This is a genomic window from Vibrio sp. BS-M-Sm-2 (assembly GCF_041504345.1).
Taxonomy (GTDB): domain Bacteria; phylum Pseudomonadota; class Gammaproteobacteria; order Enterobacterales; family Vibrionaceae; genus Vibrio; species Vibrio satsumensis.
Genome location: NZ_CP167894.1, coordinates 2911331 through 2927634 on the forward strand (window position 1 = coordinate 2911331; position 16304 = coordinate 2927634).

A 16304-nucleotide genomic window follows, 5' to 3' on the forward strand; every position below is an offset into this window, starting at 1 on the left:
GAGCCTTGGTCGTATTTAGGAGGGTCCAAATCAATGGACTGCGTCATGGCTAATGTCAAGCAAGCGGTAAGTCTGCAACCACCTGGTTGAACGTGATACGAGCATTCTGAGCTTGCTCAGATAACTCGATCTTTTTCGCTTGTGCGGCACTAAGATTACTCTCGGCCAACTCAAGTGCTTGTTGTAGATTCTCTGGTAACTCGTGAGTTTCCATTTGTGAACCTTGTTCTAACACATAAGCGCGAATTTCTTTCTTCACTGCGGCAAGTTCTGTGTAAGCAACACGCTCAAGTTCTGCGGCTTCTTGCGCAGCATCTTTTTCTTTCTCAAATTGAGCCAGCGCCATACCTTCTGCAGACCAAGGGTCCATGTCTGGCAGTTCTTCGATGTTGATCGTTGGCTCGATGTACGCATCTTGATGGCGCAGGTCTAGGTTTGTCGCACGAACCGCTGAAATCATCAACATGACAGAGATAGCAAGCAGCGGCAGGCCACCAACAATCGCCGCCGTTTGTAGAGTACTTAGACCGCCCAAGAACATTAGAATCGTTGGTAGGAACGATAGAGTAAATGCCCAGAACATACGGTTCCAACGCATTGGTTCTTCTGTCACGTTGTTTTGTACAACAGACGCTAGGATGTATGAGATTGAGTCAAAGGTTGTCGCAGTAAAAATGATACACAGTAGTGTAAATACCGCGATAACTAGTGTGCTCATTGGCAGTTGGGCAAGCATCGAGAAGATAGCTTTGGTTGCGCCTTCAGCATTCAAAATAGCAACGACATCTAGCTCACCAGAAAGTTGCAGTGATAAGCCGTAGTTACCTAAAATCATGAAGAATAAGAAACAACCTAGAGAACCAAAGAAGATCGAACCTGACACCATTTGTTTGATGGTTCTGCCGCGAGAAATACGCGCAACAAACAGACCCATACTTGGTGCAAATACTAGCCACCATGCCCAGTAGAAAATTGTCCAGTCTTGTGGGAAGTGAGTATTTTCAAAGGTACCGTAACCACCAAATGGTTCAGCCCAAGTTGCCATCACGAAGAAGTTAGATAGTAGACGACCAATTGAGTCTAAACCTGTTTCTAGCATGAAGATTGTTGGACCTGCAATCAGAACGAAAGCCAGTAGACCCATCGCACCCCAGAAGTTGATGTTACTTAGGATCTTGATGCCTTTTTCCAATCCAGCATAAGATGAGTAAGCAAAAATCGCAGTACACACTAAAAGAACCATCACTTGCGTTAGGTTATTTTTAGGTAGACCAAATAGGTGATTCAGACCTTCAGTGATTAGAGGTGCAGCTAAACCTAGCGTTGTTGCAGCGCCGCCTAATAGACCGAAAATGAAAAGGATATCGACGATTTTTCCAGGTACGCCTTTACTGCGGTGTTCACCAAGAACAGGCATTAACGCACTAGAGATCTTTAGAACTGGCTGTTTACGTACATAGAAGAAGTAAGCGATAGGAATCGCCGGGATCAGGTAGATAGACCAAGCGATTGGTCCCCAGTGGAACAAACCGTAAGTTGCAGCCCAACGAACCGCTTCTTCACTCCCAGGTTCTAGTTGGAAAGGCGGTGATTGGTAGTAGTAAGCCCACTCAATACAGCCCCAGTACAAGATACTTGCACCGATACCGCCACAAAATAACATTGCAGCCCATGATGCTGTTTTGAATTCAGGCTCTTCATCAGCTTCGCCCAGTTTAATTTGTCCCATATCACTGAACACAACGTAAACCATAAATGCACAGGCAGCGAGGCCTAGCGCAAGATATAGAAATCCAAGTTGGTCAGTCATGAATGTTTTCGCAACCGCAATCCAGTCTGCGCCCTGTGCTGGGAACAAAATTAGCGGGAAAACTATCGTGAGTAGGAGTGCAATCGCACCAAAGAAGGTAGGCTTGTCAATAAGCTCAAAAGTGTTTTTCACGAGTATTATTCCATTAAAATGAGAGCGGAATTATGGAATGAACTCGTTTTTTAGACCAAATCGGGTCTGTTGTCGTGACGACAAATCGCTTCAATGCAGAGGGAAATCTGCGGTAACAGGAGAGTAAAGTTAGATTAAAGCGAGTAGGATGCCACCAACGGTTGCCGCTGCGGATAAGTATTGCCCTGCTGAATAAGAACCATCGTCCTCTTCTTCAATCTTATCTGGATGATCCATACCTAAAGCGCCATGAGCAAATGACTCTACCTTATCGGTAACGGTCGCGTTTTCAGCTTCGACTTTTTTGGCTTCTTTATCGATTTCTTTAAGTGCAGATAATAGAGCTTTGCCTTCATCAGAAAGCTTGACGGTATTTTGTTCAACCTTAAGAGGTGCAGGCTGTTCAGCTTCAGTGCTTTTAGCTTGTGCATTCATTTGCGAAGGTGAATACAGCTGAGTATTACTCGTTCCTACTGGCGTCATATCGCCCTCCTTACTTATCCTTAAATATAGTATCGGCAGAGGTGTGAAAAACTTGTGCAATTAATCATCGATAGTGATGTTTTTTATTCGCACATTACATTTTCTTCTGCTTGGTTAAATTGTCTGTTTACTAAGCAAGTCCTGTGCCGATAAGAATGTTTGATTTTAGATGGAGTTAGGATGAATGACGGGAATGTGATCTAGTTCTGACGATGGGCTGATTATCTAGGATTAGCCCATCGACTCTTTAGCTTAGAAGAATGGTTTAGTCACATTCTAGGCTAGCACTGCGTTTTGACAGGTGCTTGTATGCCTTCATTCGGCTCTCTTTCTTAACAAAGCGAGCCGGTGGCGAGAGAACTTCAAGCTGATAATCGCTGTTATCCGATGTGATCTCTTCAACTGGGCTGATGATGGCGATTTTCAAATCAGGGTTACGGCGTAGAATTGATGCCGCCGTCCCTAAACCACCCTCGGTGTGGAACATGCCTGCTACATGAATCACTTGTTTATTCGGATTCGACGCTAGGTAATCCACTATCGATTCAGCCATGGTTTCATCCCAGGTTACTTGAGCGGCAAACTGCTTTTCTGTTTGCTCTGGCGTGCCGTGATGCATAGAAGCCATGAACTTTTCTTTGTATGGGCTATCGCCAGTATCCACTTCTGCAGCAATCCATAGGCGTTGCTCGGTCGATAATTGGTCTAGGTAAGGCAATCCTTTACGGCCAATGCACTGAACGAATGGCTTTGGTGCATTTGCCGCAATAACATCGACGTCGTTGGCTTTTGAGAACTCAACTAACGCGCGGTAATCACTTTCGTAATTTGGCCACGCCGTTGCTTGAGACATGAGAATTTGTTCGCCAATTTCACCGTTTAAGTATTGGTCGAGTGTGGTTTGGTGCTCTCGAGTGAACTGTTCCATTGAAAGTGTAATGTTTGATGTTGCATTGCGGCGCGCTTTTAAGAAATCAGTTTGAAAGCGGTGGATGGCGGAGTGAGTATGCCATTCGCCAATAAGAATGACGTCAGCGTCTAGCAACTCTTGAGGTAAAGCGTTAAGTGAGAGTGCTTCGCCTTGTGGTGAGGCAAACTGGTAATCGTAGTAGGTGGAAACGGTTTCCGGTTGAACCACTTTTTGAGAAGTGTTTTCTGAGGGTTGATTAGCACAAGCTGTGAGAAGAGTGGCTAATCCGGTAAGAATAATACGTCGCATGAAATGCCTCCTTGAAGAACACGCATACTAAAGGAGGCAAGATGAGATTTCAATGCAAACGATAATCAATATCAATTAAACCTGTTTGCGATACACTCTTAGCATAAAGTCAGCTTCACAGTTGAATTGCTCTGCGTTGGTGAGTTGTTGTTTAAACTCTTCAGTCGCTTTCCAAGCAAACGGCGTCATCTGTAGTAGGTCGAATGCATCTGACCCCGATAGTTCCATCATATAGTTTAGATGCTCTTGGTGTTCAAGAGTAAAACCTTCGATCAATTCAGGATCTTCATCGTGTAAACGCACACCATCATAAATGGCGTCACGCAACTGATATAGGTGTCGGCTTGCCGGTGTTACTGTAATCACGACACCATTGTCTTTAATTGTACGTTGGAGCTCTTCTGCCTTACATGGTGCATAAATGCGTAGAATGCCGTCTAAGCTGTTTTCTGCAAAGGGTAGACGATGGCTAGAGGCAACAGAGAAGTCGACTGCTGGGTAGCGTTTAGCGGCGTATTTGATAGCAATCTTAGAAATGTCTAGACCAAAAATAGCACCGTTTTTATCTTGAAGATTCAACGCAATTTCGTTGGTGTAATACCCTTCGCCACAGCCAATATCCAATAGGCTAGGATCTGTGTCTGGCAGGTAGCTAGAACATAAGCCGACAACCGCTTGGCGCATTGGATCGTAATGGTTGCCTTCAAGGAAGCGACGACGTGCCTGCATCATCTCTTTGTTGTCACCTGGATCTTTTGAACGTTTATGGTGTGCTGGCATCAAGTTGACGTAGCCTTCTTTTGCTAAATCGAACTGATGGTTCTTTTCACACTTAAACGTACGATCGTGTTGAGATAAAGGTTGGTGACACAAAGGGCATTGGTAAGTCATGACGATCTCAGAGGCATATAGTTGGGCGCAGATTCTATCAAAAAGGTCAGCATCAGGCTAAATAAAAAAGCCAAGAAGACCAGTCATTAGAGTGGTGACTTTACGGCTCGTCATAATAAAAATCATAGCTTAGGTTTAGGTCACGTTTATCTCCGTTTTTTCTGGGTATCGTCTACCTTTCCCTACTGTTTAATTAGAAGCTGATATGACAAAGAAAATCATCCTAGATACAGATCCGGGCATCGATGATGCAATGGCCATCCTATTTGCAGAGGCTCACCCTGAGATTGAGCTAATGGGTATTACTACAGTTTATGGTAATGCGACGATAGACAATGGTACTCAGAACGCACTCTATTTGAAGCAGAAGTTTGGTATGAAGGCACTTGTAGCAAAGGGTACTGATAAGCCCTTAGTTAGAGATCCTGTTGGAGCTACGGTTGTGGTTCATGGCGAAGCAGGGTTTGGTGATGTTAAAGCACCAAGTGCGCTAGAGGTTACAGCGATTGAAAAGCCGGCTTATCAGTTCATTATCGATAGTGTTCGAGCTGAACCGGGAGAGATCACTCTTGTGGCTGTAGGCCCTCTAACTAACCTTGCGCTTGCTCTTGAAGCGGATCCTGAAATCGTCGACTTAGTAAAGGAAGTGGTCATTATGGGCGGGGCCTTTGGTGAAAATGACCACAGAGGTAATGTGACTCCATTTGCCGAAGCGAATATACATGATGACCCTCATGCAGCCGACAAGGTATTTACAGCTTCATGGCCTGTTGTGATTATCGGTCTTGATGTTACTGAAGAGAGTTTTTTTACTCGGCAATATCTTGATGATCTGCGAGACGAAGCAGGTGAGGTTGGACAGTTCATTTGGGATGTTAGTCGTTACTATTTAAAGTTCTATTCCGAAAAAGTGGGAATGGAAGGGTGCCATGTTCATGATCCATCAGCGATTGCTTATGTCATCCAACCTTCTTTGTTTGAATGTCGAAGTGGTGCGGTTAGGGTTGTCACGGATGGCCCTGCGGAAGGTATGACGATTCAAAAAAGCGATCAACGTAGCTATATGAACGATGAATGGAGTTCGTTCCCTGCACAAAAGGTGGGTGTCAAAGTGGACGACACGGCGCTGTTAGCACTCTATAAAGAAACGTTAGTTCAATATTCACAGAGTTAGGCCTTACCATTAAGCACGCGAGAGTTCTAATCGCGTGGTACTAGGTACTCAACAGCTATAAAAAAGGCCGGGTTAACCGGCCTTTGATATTCTTAATGTACTTAATTCGTTACTGAACGACTTACCGAACCGATTACTGAGCAGCAATCACCGTAATAAGCTGGTGGCTTTCGCCTGGCTGTAATGTTTTGCCTGCTTCTAGGCTTGATGCGTGCAGCGTTGATTCAACACATAACATGGTTAGGTAACCGTCGTTTTGCATATCACCCATACCAGCAGCACCTTCGGCCCACGGGTTCCACAGTACTGCAGAATTATGACCGTGGTTTTCAACCGTTAGTGTGCGATCCTGCTTTTTGTCAGCAACTAAGATTTGCGCTTCTGGTTGCGTGTAAACGCGGTCAATCGTGTCGGTCAGTACCAGTTCAGAACCACCTTGGCAGATTTTGCCGTCTTGCAGGCTATCAATGTACTCAGCACCCATACCTGTTGTGGTTGTGCTGTGAATATCGCCAATATTTAAGTAAGTGTGCAGTGCTCCAGAGAAAGTCCATGGCTGAGAATCAGTGTTCTTCACATCTAAGGTCACTTTTAGCTGCTCGCCGATCTCAACATTCAAACGTGCATCGAATTGATGAGGCCATACCGCTAGCGTCTCTTCGTTTGGCTTCAGACCTAAGCTAACAATCACGCCAGCTTCGCTTTCACGGTGCTCAACCAATTGCCATTCACTTGAACGTGCAAAACCGTGCGCAGGTACTGCAATGCGACCAAACCAAGGCCAACATACTGGAATGCCGCCACGCAGAGCTGTTTTGCCGTCGAATTTAGCTTGTTGGCTCATCCAAATTAGGTCTTCTTGGCCTTGCGGTTGGAATGACACGACATGGCCGCCAAACAGTGAAATAGCTGCGTTTGCTTTATCGTGGATAACACGAACCAGTTTTACACCTTCGTGCTCAACGATAGTCACGTTATCAGAAAGTACAGTCAGTGCAGGTAGAGTAGATAAATCCATTACATGATCCTTCTAAGGAAATTGAATTCAAATGCAGACTAGAGTGGTGCTTGTGCTTTCACGAGTAACAAGCAGAGTCAGTATTGGAATTCAATTTTGCGTTACCTTGATGAACTGAGATAGACGCGGTCTAAAAGATAGCAGGTATTAAAAAGGCGACACTAAGGTCGCCTTTTTCAAAGTCTGCTCAAAACAGTCTTCGCTAATGCTTATCTAAAGCTATTTCTAAAAAGAAATTACTTAGAGATGTGAGCGATTAGGTCTAGAACTTTGTTTGAGTAACCGATTTCGTTGTCGTACCAAGATACAACTTTAACGAATTTGTCAGTTAGAGCAACACCAGCTTTAGCATCGAATACTGAAGTTTGAACTTCACCGATGAAATCTTGTGATACTACTTGGTCTTCAGTGTAACCAAGAACGCCAGCCATTTCGCCTTCAGAAGCTTCTTTCATTGCAGCACAAATTTCTTCGTAAGATGCAGCTTCTTTTAGGTTAACAGTTAGGTCAACTACAGATACGTTAGCAGTTGGTACACGGAAAGCCATACCAGTTAGAAGGCCGTTTAGTTCTGGAAGAACAACGCCTACAGCTTTAGCTGCACCAGTTGAAGATGGGATGATGTTTTGAGAAGCACCACGGCCACCGCGCCAGTCTTTAGCAGAAGGGCCATCTACAGTTTTTTGAGTTGCTGTAGTAGCGTGAACTGTAGTCATAAGACCAGACTCAATGCCCCACTTATCGTTAAGTACTTTAGCGATAGGTGCAAGACAGTTAGTAGTACAAGAAGCGTTAGAAACGATGTCTTGACCAGCGTAAGATGCTTGGTTAACGCCCATTACGAACATTGGAGTTGCATCTTTAGAAGGACCAGTAAGAACTACTTTCTTAGCGCCAGCAGTGATGTGCTTACGTGCAGTCTCGTCAGTTAGGAAAAGACCAGTTGCTTCAGCAACTACGTCTACGTCGATAGCATCCCACTTAAGGTCTTCTGGGTTACGTTCAGCTGTAACACGTACAGTTTTACCGTTAACGATTAGGTTACCGCCTTCAACTTCAACAGTACCGTTGAAACGGCCGTGAGTTGAGTCGTACTTAAGCATGTATGCCATGTACTCTACGTCGATTAGATCGTTAATACCTACTACTTCGATGTCTGCACGCTCTTGAGCTGCGCGGAATACGAAACGGCCGATACGGCCAAAACCGTTAATACCTACTTTGATAGTCATTGTAGTTGCTCCACAACTTAATTTCTGATTAAAGATAACTGGTAGTAAAATTACAGAATCCAGTATACATCTGCAATAGATAATCCGACTTAACTTGTTTAATGTCAAAAAAAAGCGACGCTTTTCTTAACAATTGGGTGTAAGTGGTTGAAAATTGACCATTGCAAGTGGCTCTGTACCCTTCCAGTTGGGTAAAATACCCCTAAATGATGATTCACTTATGAGTGTATATGTACAATGTTTCCTGGTGAGAAAGTATGTGCTACAAAACGACTGATATGCAAGCCTTTATAGAAAAAAGTAAATATAATAACTGATAATGTGGAGAGATATTAACGTGATTCAAAAGGGAGGAAATATGATAAAGCCTGATGAATACTGGCGTGAACGCCTAACGGACGACGAATTTGCAGTGTGTCGTGAACGTGGTACTGAAGCCCCATATAGCGGTAAGTTACTGCACAACCATAAGACTGGCGTCTATAGCTGTACATGCTGTGAAAGCCCTTTGTTTCTGTCGGATAACAAATATGACTCTGGGTGTGGTTGGCCAAGCTTTGATGCCCCAGTAAATGATGAAGCAGTACGCTATATAGAAGATCTAAGTCACGGAATGAAGCGTGTAGAGATCCGTTGTACCGCTTGTGATAGCCATTTAGGTCACGTTTTTCCTGATGGTCCGAAGACCACTGGTGAACGGTTCTGTGTTAATTCAGTGTCGTTAATTTTCAACAAAAATGACGAAAGTACGAAATAACTTGTAACTATTGTCTAATCCTTACAGGTCGCATTTGTCGATTTAGGAATGCTGAAACGCCCAAGATTTCAGATTTAACTCTAGTACAAATAAAAACAGCTACCAAAAAGGTAGCTGTTTTTTTAAAGCAGGTGAATAAGAAGCTTAAGTTAGAACACTATAAATGAAGCGATCAGTAACTCGGGACGATTGAAGGGCTGTAGACCCCATCCTCAATAGCTTCGACAATTTTGTCTGCGTCTTTATTTAACTGTTTGTATTTTGAATCTTCAAAACGATAGAGAACGGCCAGTTCCGCTTCTGATGCAATTGGTACATCAAACTCTTTGGCAACCATCGCCCAGACATACGCCTTTTCCATATGGCCCAAGCTGTGATTGATGCTGGCCATTGACTTAAAGATCTCTGTATTGACGGCAGAGTTGCTCGACAACGTTAAGGCATTATTAAGCAGCTTAAGTGTTTTAGCATGATCTCTGGTGGTATAGAAGGTTGCTAAGGCATATTGCATCTCTGCCGTGTTTAACGCTTCTGTGCCTTCCAGTTGTAGGAAACTGCGTCTTGCGTTGGTGTCTCCAGTTTGCGACCACAAGAAGTAAAGCGTTTCCGGTGTATCAGATTGCGATAGCTCACCAACAATGCGCTCAGACTCTTCAATACTGTGCATTAAAGAGGTAAAGCGGCGCTCTTGCAGTTTAGATTGGTCAATAGTTTCGATCTGAGCTGCGAGCTCTAGGCACTTTTTGTAAGCAGTGACTAATTCGAACTCTTTAATCTTATTGATTTCGGAGGGGTGTTTCTGAACTTCAAATCGATGCCAGATAAGATCGGTACGTGCGACACGACATTGCCCATCGTTCATGTTCAATTGTTCACACTGAAGGCCCGGGTTGCTTTGGCACAGTTGATCGGTATTTTTGTTTCCTTCAAGACACCCAACCAGAGTGCAAGGCAATAGGCTAATCGCCAACCATTTCATAATTTTCATATTCCTTCACTTGTGATCAAATGCACTTATTATCGGTCAGGTTCTTGACTCAATTCTGTTACGGGTTATTTTCTGGTGAAAATTGTTAAAACTAAGGCTTTACCATGGATGCAGAACAACTTCTTAGCGCAATGACACCCGAGGTCTACGAACGTTTAACTTATGCAGTTGAAACGGGTAAATGGCCAGAAGGTACGGCGCTCTCAAAAGAGCAGCGCGACTCGTGTATGCAAGCGGTTATGTTATATCAATCTAAACATAACTCTGAAGCTCAACATATGACAATTGCAGCTGGTGGTGAGATTAGCTTTAAATCTAAGTCTGAACTAAAGAAACAGTTTAAATCAGATCAAGACGATATTGTTAGGGTTAACCTTAATCATTAGGCTTAAATTACAACAAAGGGGTGGCAATGTGCCACCCCTTTTACTTTAAGCCGTTTATTTATAAGCAATAAAACGATTTAGTTCACGTTAATTGGCTAACAGACTTATAAGCTCATCTCGCCACGCAACACTTGTTGCATTTGAGTTTTCACTTCTTCGTAGCTTAGATTTTGGCTTAATAGGTAGTGAAGTTTCGCTAGTGCCGCTTCCGGAGTCATATCATAACCACTGACAACCCCAGCTTCTGCTAAAGCACAGCCCGTCGCATAGCCACCCATGTTCACTTTACCTGCTAAACATTGAGTTAGGTTTACCACGATAACTCCACGCTCTGATGCGTCTTTTAGGTGCTGAAGTAGTTCTGGGTTTTGTGGTGCGTTACCCACACCAAAAGTAAGCAGAATCATTGCGTTAACAGGCTGTAATAGTGTGTTGCGGATCACTTCATGTGATATGCCAGGGTACATAGTGATTACGCCGATAGGTTGCGGAGTAATATTATGAACCTTGAAAGCACCTTCAGGCTGCTCGTTTACCTTTACGTTATTGCTGATTTGGATATTGATACCCGCTTCTAGCAATGGGTTCAGATTTGGAGAAGTAAACGCATTGAAGCCATCAGCGTGTGATTTTGTGCTGCGGTTACCACGCATTAACTTGTTGTTAAAGAACAGCGTCACTTCGTTTATTGGGTAGTTTGCAGCAATGTGTAGCGCATTCAGTAGGTTTGCTTGTCCGTCTGAACGAAGCTCTGCTAATGGGATCTGAGAGCCCGTTACAATCACAGGTTTGCCGAGGTTTTCAAGCATGAAAGACAGTGCAGAGGCGGTGTATGCCATAGTATCTGTACCATGCAGGATAACGAAACCATCGTACTTATCGTAGTTCGCGCGGATGTCATCAGCGATAGTCTGCCAATCAAGTGGCGTCATATCTGAAGAGTCCATTAATGGAGAGTATTCGTGAATGGTGTACTCAGGCATCTCTGGGCGATGGAATTCAGGCATGCCAGCTAGCTGCTTATCCATGAAACCTGCGACTGGAACATAGCCGTGGTCAATAGACTTCTGCATGCCAATTGTGCCGCCGGTGTACGCGATATAGATGTGTTTTCTTTCCATGGCGAATAATACTTAGTGTGATATAGGGAACAGGGGGGCGATTATAGCGAATTATCATGCAATAAAAAGAGGCACCTAACACAGAGGCGCCTCTTGATAATAAAGCGTTGAACTTATCTTATTGAACTTGGCAATTTAAGCAGAAAGCGTAGCGGCCTTGTGGGTCGTTAAAGTTGCCTAACAGCTGGCTATCTTGAGCTAACTGTTGAGTAACAGGCTGTAAACTGCTTGGTATCATCGATTGAATATCAAGGCCTATCGACATCTGAACTTGGTTCATAAATTCTTGAATAAATTGTTCAGTGGCCGAAAGTGGCTCTTCTACCCAGTAGATGTTGTAGCTTTCAAGTTCTGCAAGTGAAGCCGCAGCTGCAACCGCATCATCAAAATCGCCAATCTCATCGACTAAGCCTTTCTGGATTGCATCTTGACCTGTCCATACTCGGCCTTGAGCGATCTTGTCTACAGCATCGACTTCCATGCCGCGATTTTCTCCAACTAGGCTGATGAATCGGCGGTAACCGTTTTCAATGCCCATTTGAAAAGCGTCTTTCGCGCCATCGCTAAGTCCTGTCGTAATACCGATACCTGAGAAAGGTGACGTACCAACGCCGTCAGTGTAAACACCAATATCGTTTAATCCTTTTTCGAAGGTCGTGATAACACTGAAGATACCAATCGAACCGGTGAGCGTGGTTGGTTGCGCTAGGATCTTATCCGCACCCATCGAGATCCAGTAACCACCTGAAGCAGCAAGGCTCGACATCGACACAACAACCGGTTTACCTGCTTGCTTGATCGCTTCTATTTCATTGCGGATCACTTCTGAAGCAAATGCGCTACCACCTGGGCTATCTACACGAAGTACAACGGCTTTCACTTTATCATCATTACGCGCTTGGCGAAGTAGGGCTGCAGTAGTATCACCACCAACCGTACCACGCGGTTGTTTACCATCCATAATTGCGCCGCTAGCAACAATCACGGCGACATCGTGTGGCTCACTGGTCATGTCTGGAAGCATGGTTGCACGGTATTCGTAGTAACCAAACGCGTTGTAGCTGTCTTGACCGTCACTGCCGAAAACATCGGCAAGCTCTAGTCGAACTTGTTGGCGTGTCGCTAGCTCATCCACTAAGCCAAGTTTCTCAGCCAGTTTTGCAATGTCACCGTCCACAGACTCAAGTTCTTTCAAGAACGTTTCCATGCTTGGGTTCAGTGTTTTAGCATCGATCTGACGGTTGTTGCTGACGTCATCAACGTACGCACCCCACAGTTGGCTTAACCAACGAGAAGCGGACTCTTTCGCTGCATCTGACATGTCGTCACGAATGAAGGGCTCGATAGCTGATTTATAGGTACCAACACGGAACACGTGCGTATTTACGTCTAGCTTCTCTAATAAGGTTTTGTAGTAAAGCGAATAGGCGCTGTAACCTTTGAGAAGCACACCACCGTCAGGGGACATGTACACCTTAGTGGCGTAACTTGCCAGGTAGTATTGGCTTTGGTTGTAGAAGTCACCTACCGCATAAATCGGCTTACCCGACGCTTTAAACTCATTTAAGGCTTTAGCAATGTAACGCAGTTTAGTTAGATTGGTCTCTGGCAGCTCTTTAAGTGCTAAAACAATACCCGTTACATTATCGTCGTCTTTTGCGTAGCGAATCGTTTCAACGATATCAAACAGGATGTTTTCTTTTGGAAGGTCTTTGCCCAGCAGCGAACCCGTGACCGAATCCATAGGGTTAATATAGCGGCTTTGCTCTACGATAGGGCCAGACAGGTTAAGTACTAACGCTGATTCTTGTGGAACAGTCGGCTGGGCCGTATCTGAATGGAAGTACACAAAGTAGATGATGGCGATACTGAGTAAAAAGAAAAGGTTTACCAGCGCAAGACGCACAAACGTGATGAGCTTCCAAATCCCTTTAAAGATCATGCCTATAAATTTGAATATTTTTTTCATTCTGTCTCCGCAGTGAGATCACGTCGCTTTAACAAGCCGTAGTACCATTAATCTCAATAATATGAACTGCTTAGTATCCTACGATAATTCCCAAGCTCAAACTATACCAAGAATTGTTAATCGATATATATTCTCATTAAGTGTAGTTAGATTAAGAACTTTTGAACGATTAATACATCCTGCACTATGATCGGTGTTACAAAAATGTAAACAGCTGTTTGAACTTTTGGTAATTGAGTTATATTGTGGTCTGACCACAAGGATATAATAATAGAAGTGATGTCTGCCATGTACCCACATTTACTTGAACCACTCGATCTTGGTTTTACTCAATTACGTAACCGTGTATTGATGGGATCAATGCACACAGGTTTAGAAGAAAATAAAGAAGGCCTGCATAAACTCGCCGCGTTTTATGAAGAGCGAGCAAAAGGAGGCGTTGGCCTTATTGTTACCGGTGGTTTTTCTCCTAATTTACGTGGCAGATTGACCCCATTTAGTGCTGAATTCAGTAAAGTGAAGCACGCAAAAGCTCACCAAGTTGTTACTGAAGCCGTGCACAAGCATGGCGGTAAAATTGCCCTTCAGTTGCTGCATGCTGGCCGCTATGCAATGCACCCATTCGCGCAAAGTGCTTCTGGTATTAAAGCACCAATTGCTAAGTTCGCACCTAGCGAGATGAGCCCTCGTCAGATCAAAAAGACCATTGGTGCCTTTGCCAATAGTGCAGAGCTCGCTCAAGTGGCAGGTTACGACGGCATTGAGATCATGGGATCGGAAGGTTACTTGATTAACCAGTTCATCTGTAAGCGTACCAACATGCGTTACGACGAGTGGGGCGGTTCTTACGAGAAGCGTATGCGTTTCCCTTTAGAGATCGTTAAATCGATTCGCGAAGCGGTGGGTAAAGATTTCATTATTATCTTCCGTTTGTCGATGCTTGATTTGGTTGAGCAAGGCAGCACGTTTGAAGATGTTGTTCTTTTGGCTCAGAAGCTAGAAGAAGCGGGCGTGACTATCATCAATACTGGCATTGGTTGGCATGAAGCTCGTGTTCCGACTATCGCGACACAAGTACCACGAGGTGCTTTCTCTTGGGTGACGGAAAAAGTGAAACCATACGTGTCGATCCCAGTGGTGACTTGTAACCGAATCAACACACCAGAAGAGGCCGAGCGTATCCTCAGTTCAGGACAGGCCGACATGGTATCAATGGCGCGTCCATTTTTGGCTGACCCTGACTTTGTTAATAAAGCCGCTCAAGACCAAGCTCAGTTCATCAATACCTGTATCGGTTGTAACCAAGCTTGTTTAGATAACGTGTTTAAAGGTAAACGTGCGAGCTGTTTGGTTAACCCACGAGCTTGTTACGAGACTGAAATTGTTGTTCAACCTGCTCAAGCCACTAAGACCATTGCGGTTGTCGGTGCAGGCCCCGCAGGCTTGGCTTGTGCGACGACATTAGCGCAACGTGGACACAAGGTTGACTTGATAGAGAAGAATGACCGTATCGGTGGACAATTCAGACTGGCAATGCAGATTCCGGGCAAAGAAGAGTTCAGAGAAACGATTCGTTACTTTGCTAACCAAATCGATGCATCAGGTGTGAACCTGAAACTGGATACCGAAGCAACGTTTGAGATGTTGCTGAAGTACGATGAAGTGGTGATGGCGGCAGGAGTTGAACCGAGAAAGCTCGATATTGAGGGCATCGACCAAGAAAACGTAGTCGATTACCAAACCTTGATTCGCGAAAAGACACCAGTAGGCGAAAAAGTCGCGATTGTTGGTGCTGGTGGTATTGGTGTCGATGTGGCAACCATGCTAACCGAGCCTACTTCTCACAGTTTAGATGACTGGCTGCATGAGTGGGGCATCGATAAGAATATGGAACACCCAGGTGGTTTGTATCCTTACCCGGATTCATTCAGCGATAAGACAGTCTGGGTAATGCAGCGTAAAGCGGGTCGTGTTGGTAAAGGCCCGGGCAAAACCACAGGTTGGATTCATAAACGTACGCTAGAAAAGCGCGGCGTGAACCTACTGGGTGGCGTGAGCTACAACAAGATTGATGACCAAGGTCTGCATATCAGTATTGGCAAGAAAGAACAGGTCCTCGATGCCGATTCCGTTATCGTATGTGCGGGCCAGGTGTCAGTTCGACCATTCGAAGATATGTGGCAAGAGTTTGGTGGCAAACTGCACGTGATAGGCGGTGCCGATTATGCCGGTGAGCTAGATGCAGTACGTGCTATCCGTCAAGGTGTTGAGCTAGCTATTAAGTTATAGAATCATCTATCAAACTGTAATCTTATCGGTAGATATTGTTACTTAGTTTGCTGAGCTAGATTTTGAACAAGGCTCCTAAGTCATAGATTTAGGAGCCTTTATTGCTTCTAATCTAGGCCAAATGGCTAGTCGTTGAGATTTATTATCGTTTGTATTCTGTGCTAAAGTTCAAGTATACAAATAATAAAGAAATAGTAAGGACTTCAAATGGATGCTTTGGATCTATTGCTCAACAGGCGCTCAATCGCAAAACTCTCTGATCCGGCACCTGAAGGTGTAGCGTTAGAAAATATCATCAAAGCGGGCTTACGAGCTCCAGATCACGGCGCATTAACACCTTGGCGCTTTGTTATCGCGCAGGGTTCAGGTCTACAAAAGCTTTCAGACATATTGGTGCGTGCCGCTGAAGCGGATGCAAGCGAAGAGGCGGTTATCGAGAAAGTAAAAAAAGCGCCGTTCCGAGCTCCAATGGTGATTACCGTTATTGCAAAAGTTACCGAGCACGAAAAAGTGCCCGCGTTCGAACAACACCTTTCTGCGGGTTGCGCTGCACAAGCCATGCAAATGGCTGCTGTCGCGCAAGGCTTCCAAGGCTTTTGGCGCTCAGGTAAATGGATGTTCCACCCAGAAGTACACCAAGCATTTGGCCTAGAAGGCGACGACGAAATTGTTGGTTTCCTATACCTTGGCACTCCAGGCTGTACACCAATGAAAGTGCCAGAGCGCGACTTCGCTAAGTTTGTTGAGTTCTTGTAAAGAGCGTTGAAGCTTGAATAGTGGAATGCTAACTGTATAAACAACCAGTTTTTCTTGATTTATTAGGGTCACATTAGAT

General features: G+C 44.6%; 14 protein-coding genes. 5 read left to right on the plus strand and 9 right to left on the minus strand.

Translation table 11 applies throughout. The annotated features are described in order from the left end of the window. Nucleotides 1–55 precede the first annotated feature (55 nt). The 4 genes from AB8613_RS13455 to rlmA all read right to left on the minus strand — a co-directional run bounded on the left by AB8613_RS13455 (nt 56) and on the right by rlmA (nt 4535). On the minus strand, nt 56–1942 hold the full coding sequence (locus AB8613_RS13455) for a BCCT family transporter (protein ID WP_146492277.1): 1887 nt from the start codon (nt 1940–1942) through the stop codon (nt 56–58). A 129-nt stretch (nt 1943–2071) separates the two neighbouring features. Further along, on the minus strand, nt 2072–2425 hold the full coding sequence (locus tag AB8613_RS13460; protein ID WP_029405548.1) for a hypothetical protein: 354 nt from the start codon (nt 2423–2425) through the stop codon (nt 2072–2074). Between the two features lie 265 nt (nt 2426–2690). Further along, a complete protein-coding gene (locus AB8613_RS13465) occupies nt 2691–3644 on the minus strand; it encodes a ChaN family lipoprotein (RefSeq protein ID WP_372383948.1) in 954 nt (317 codons plus the stop codon). A 75-nt stretch (nt 3645–3719) separates the two neighbouring features. Next, nucleotides 3720–4535 (minus strand): 23S rRNA (guanine(745)-N(1))-methyltransferase, encoded by an 816-nt coding sequence (gene rlmA, locus AB8613_RS13470; protein ID WP_372383949.1) that lies wholly within the window; start codon nt 4533–4535, stop codon nt 3720–3722. A 205-nt stretch (nt 4536–4740) separates the two neighbouring features. Between rlmA and AB8613_RS13475 the strand changes: the two genes are divergently transcribed. Then, entirely contained in the window at nt 4741–5709 is a 969-nt protein-coding gene (locus tag AB8613_RS13475) for a nucleoside hydrolase (protein ID WP_372383950.1), read from the plus strand. 133 nt (nt 5710–5842) lie between these two features. Here the strand turns inward: AB8613_RS13475 and AB8613_RS13480 are convergent, their stop codons facing one another. Beyond that, nucleotides 5843–6727, minus strand: a complete 885-nt coding sequence (locus tag AB8613_RS13480) for a D-hexose-6-phosphate mutarotase (protein WP_372383951.1) — start codon at nt 6725–6727, stop codon at nt 5843–5845. A 236-nt stretch (nt 6728–6963) separates the two neighbouring features. Continuing rightward, complete coding sequence (gap, locus tag AB8613_RS13485) at nt 6964–7959, minus strand: type I glyceraldehyde-3-phosphate dehydrogenase (RefSeq protein WP_017059382.1); 996 nt, start codon at nt 7957–7959, stop codon at nt 6964–6966. A gap of 319 nt (nt 7960–8278) precedes the next feature. Here gap and msrB point away from each other — a divergent pair, with 319 nt between their 5' ends. Continuing rightward, complete coding sequence (msrB, locus tag AB8613_RS13490) at nt 8279–8716, plus strand: peptide-methionine (R)-S-oxide reductase MsrB (protein ID WP_019823761.1); 438 nt, start codon at nt 8279–8281, stop codon at nt 8714–8716. 172 nt (nt 8717–8888) lie between these two features. On the opposite strand, the gene AB8613_RS13495 is transcribed toward msrB, so the two are convergent. Beyond that, nucleotides 8889–9695: a DUF2989 domain-containing protein gene (locus AB8613_RS13495; protein ID WP_372384823.1), complete on the minus strand. Its 807-nt coding sequence runs from the start codon at nt 9693–9695 to the stop codon at nt 8889–8891. Nucleotides 9696–9808: 113 nt separating this feature from the next. Between AB8613_RS13495 and AB8613_RS13500 the strand changes: the two genes are divergently transcribed. After that, nucleotides 9809–10090, plus strand: coding sequence for a YeaC family protein (locus tag AB8613_RS13500; protein WP_372383952.1), 282 nt, complete (start codon nt 9809–9811; stop codon nt 10088–10090). Between the two features lie 104 nt (nt 10091–10194). Here the strand turns inward: AB8613_RS13500 and ansA are convergent, their stop codons facing one another. Together ansA and sppA are read right to left on the minus strand one after the other, a co-directional pair. Beyond that, the gene (gene ansA, locus AB8613_RS13505; protein ID WP_060982262.1) at nt 10195–11211 is read right to left on the minus strand and encodes an asparaginase; all 1017 of its coding nucleotides are present in this window, start codon (nt 11209–11211) and stop codon (nt 10195–10197) included. 118 nt (nt 11212–11329) lie between these two features. Continuing rightward, on the minus strand, nt 11330–13180 hold the full coding sequence (sppA, locus tag AB8613_RS13510; RefSeq protein ID WP_372383953.1) for a signal peptide peptidase SppA: 1851 nt from the start codon (nt 13178–13180) through the stop codon (nt 11330–11332). A 279-nt stretch (nt 13181–13459) separates the two neighbouring features. Between sppA and AB8613_RS13515 the strand changes: the two genes are divergently transcribed. Further along, nucleotides 13460–15469, plus strand: a complete 2010-nt coding sequence (locus tag AB8613_RS13515) for an NADPH-dependent 2,4-dienoyl-CoA reductase (protein WP_048660802.1) — start codon at nt 13460–13462, stop codon at nt 15467–15469. Nucleotides 15470–15676: 207 nt separating this feature from the next. After that, nucleotides 15677–16225, plus strand: coding sequence for an NAD(P)H nitroreductase (locus tag AB8613_RS13520; RefSeq protein ID WP_146492270.1), 549 nt, complete (start codon nt 15677–15679; stop codon nt 16223–16225). Nucleotides 16226–16304 lie beyond the last annotated feature (79 nt).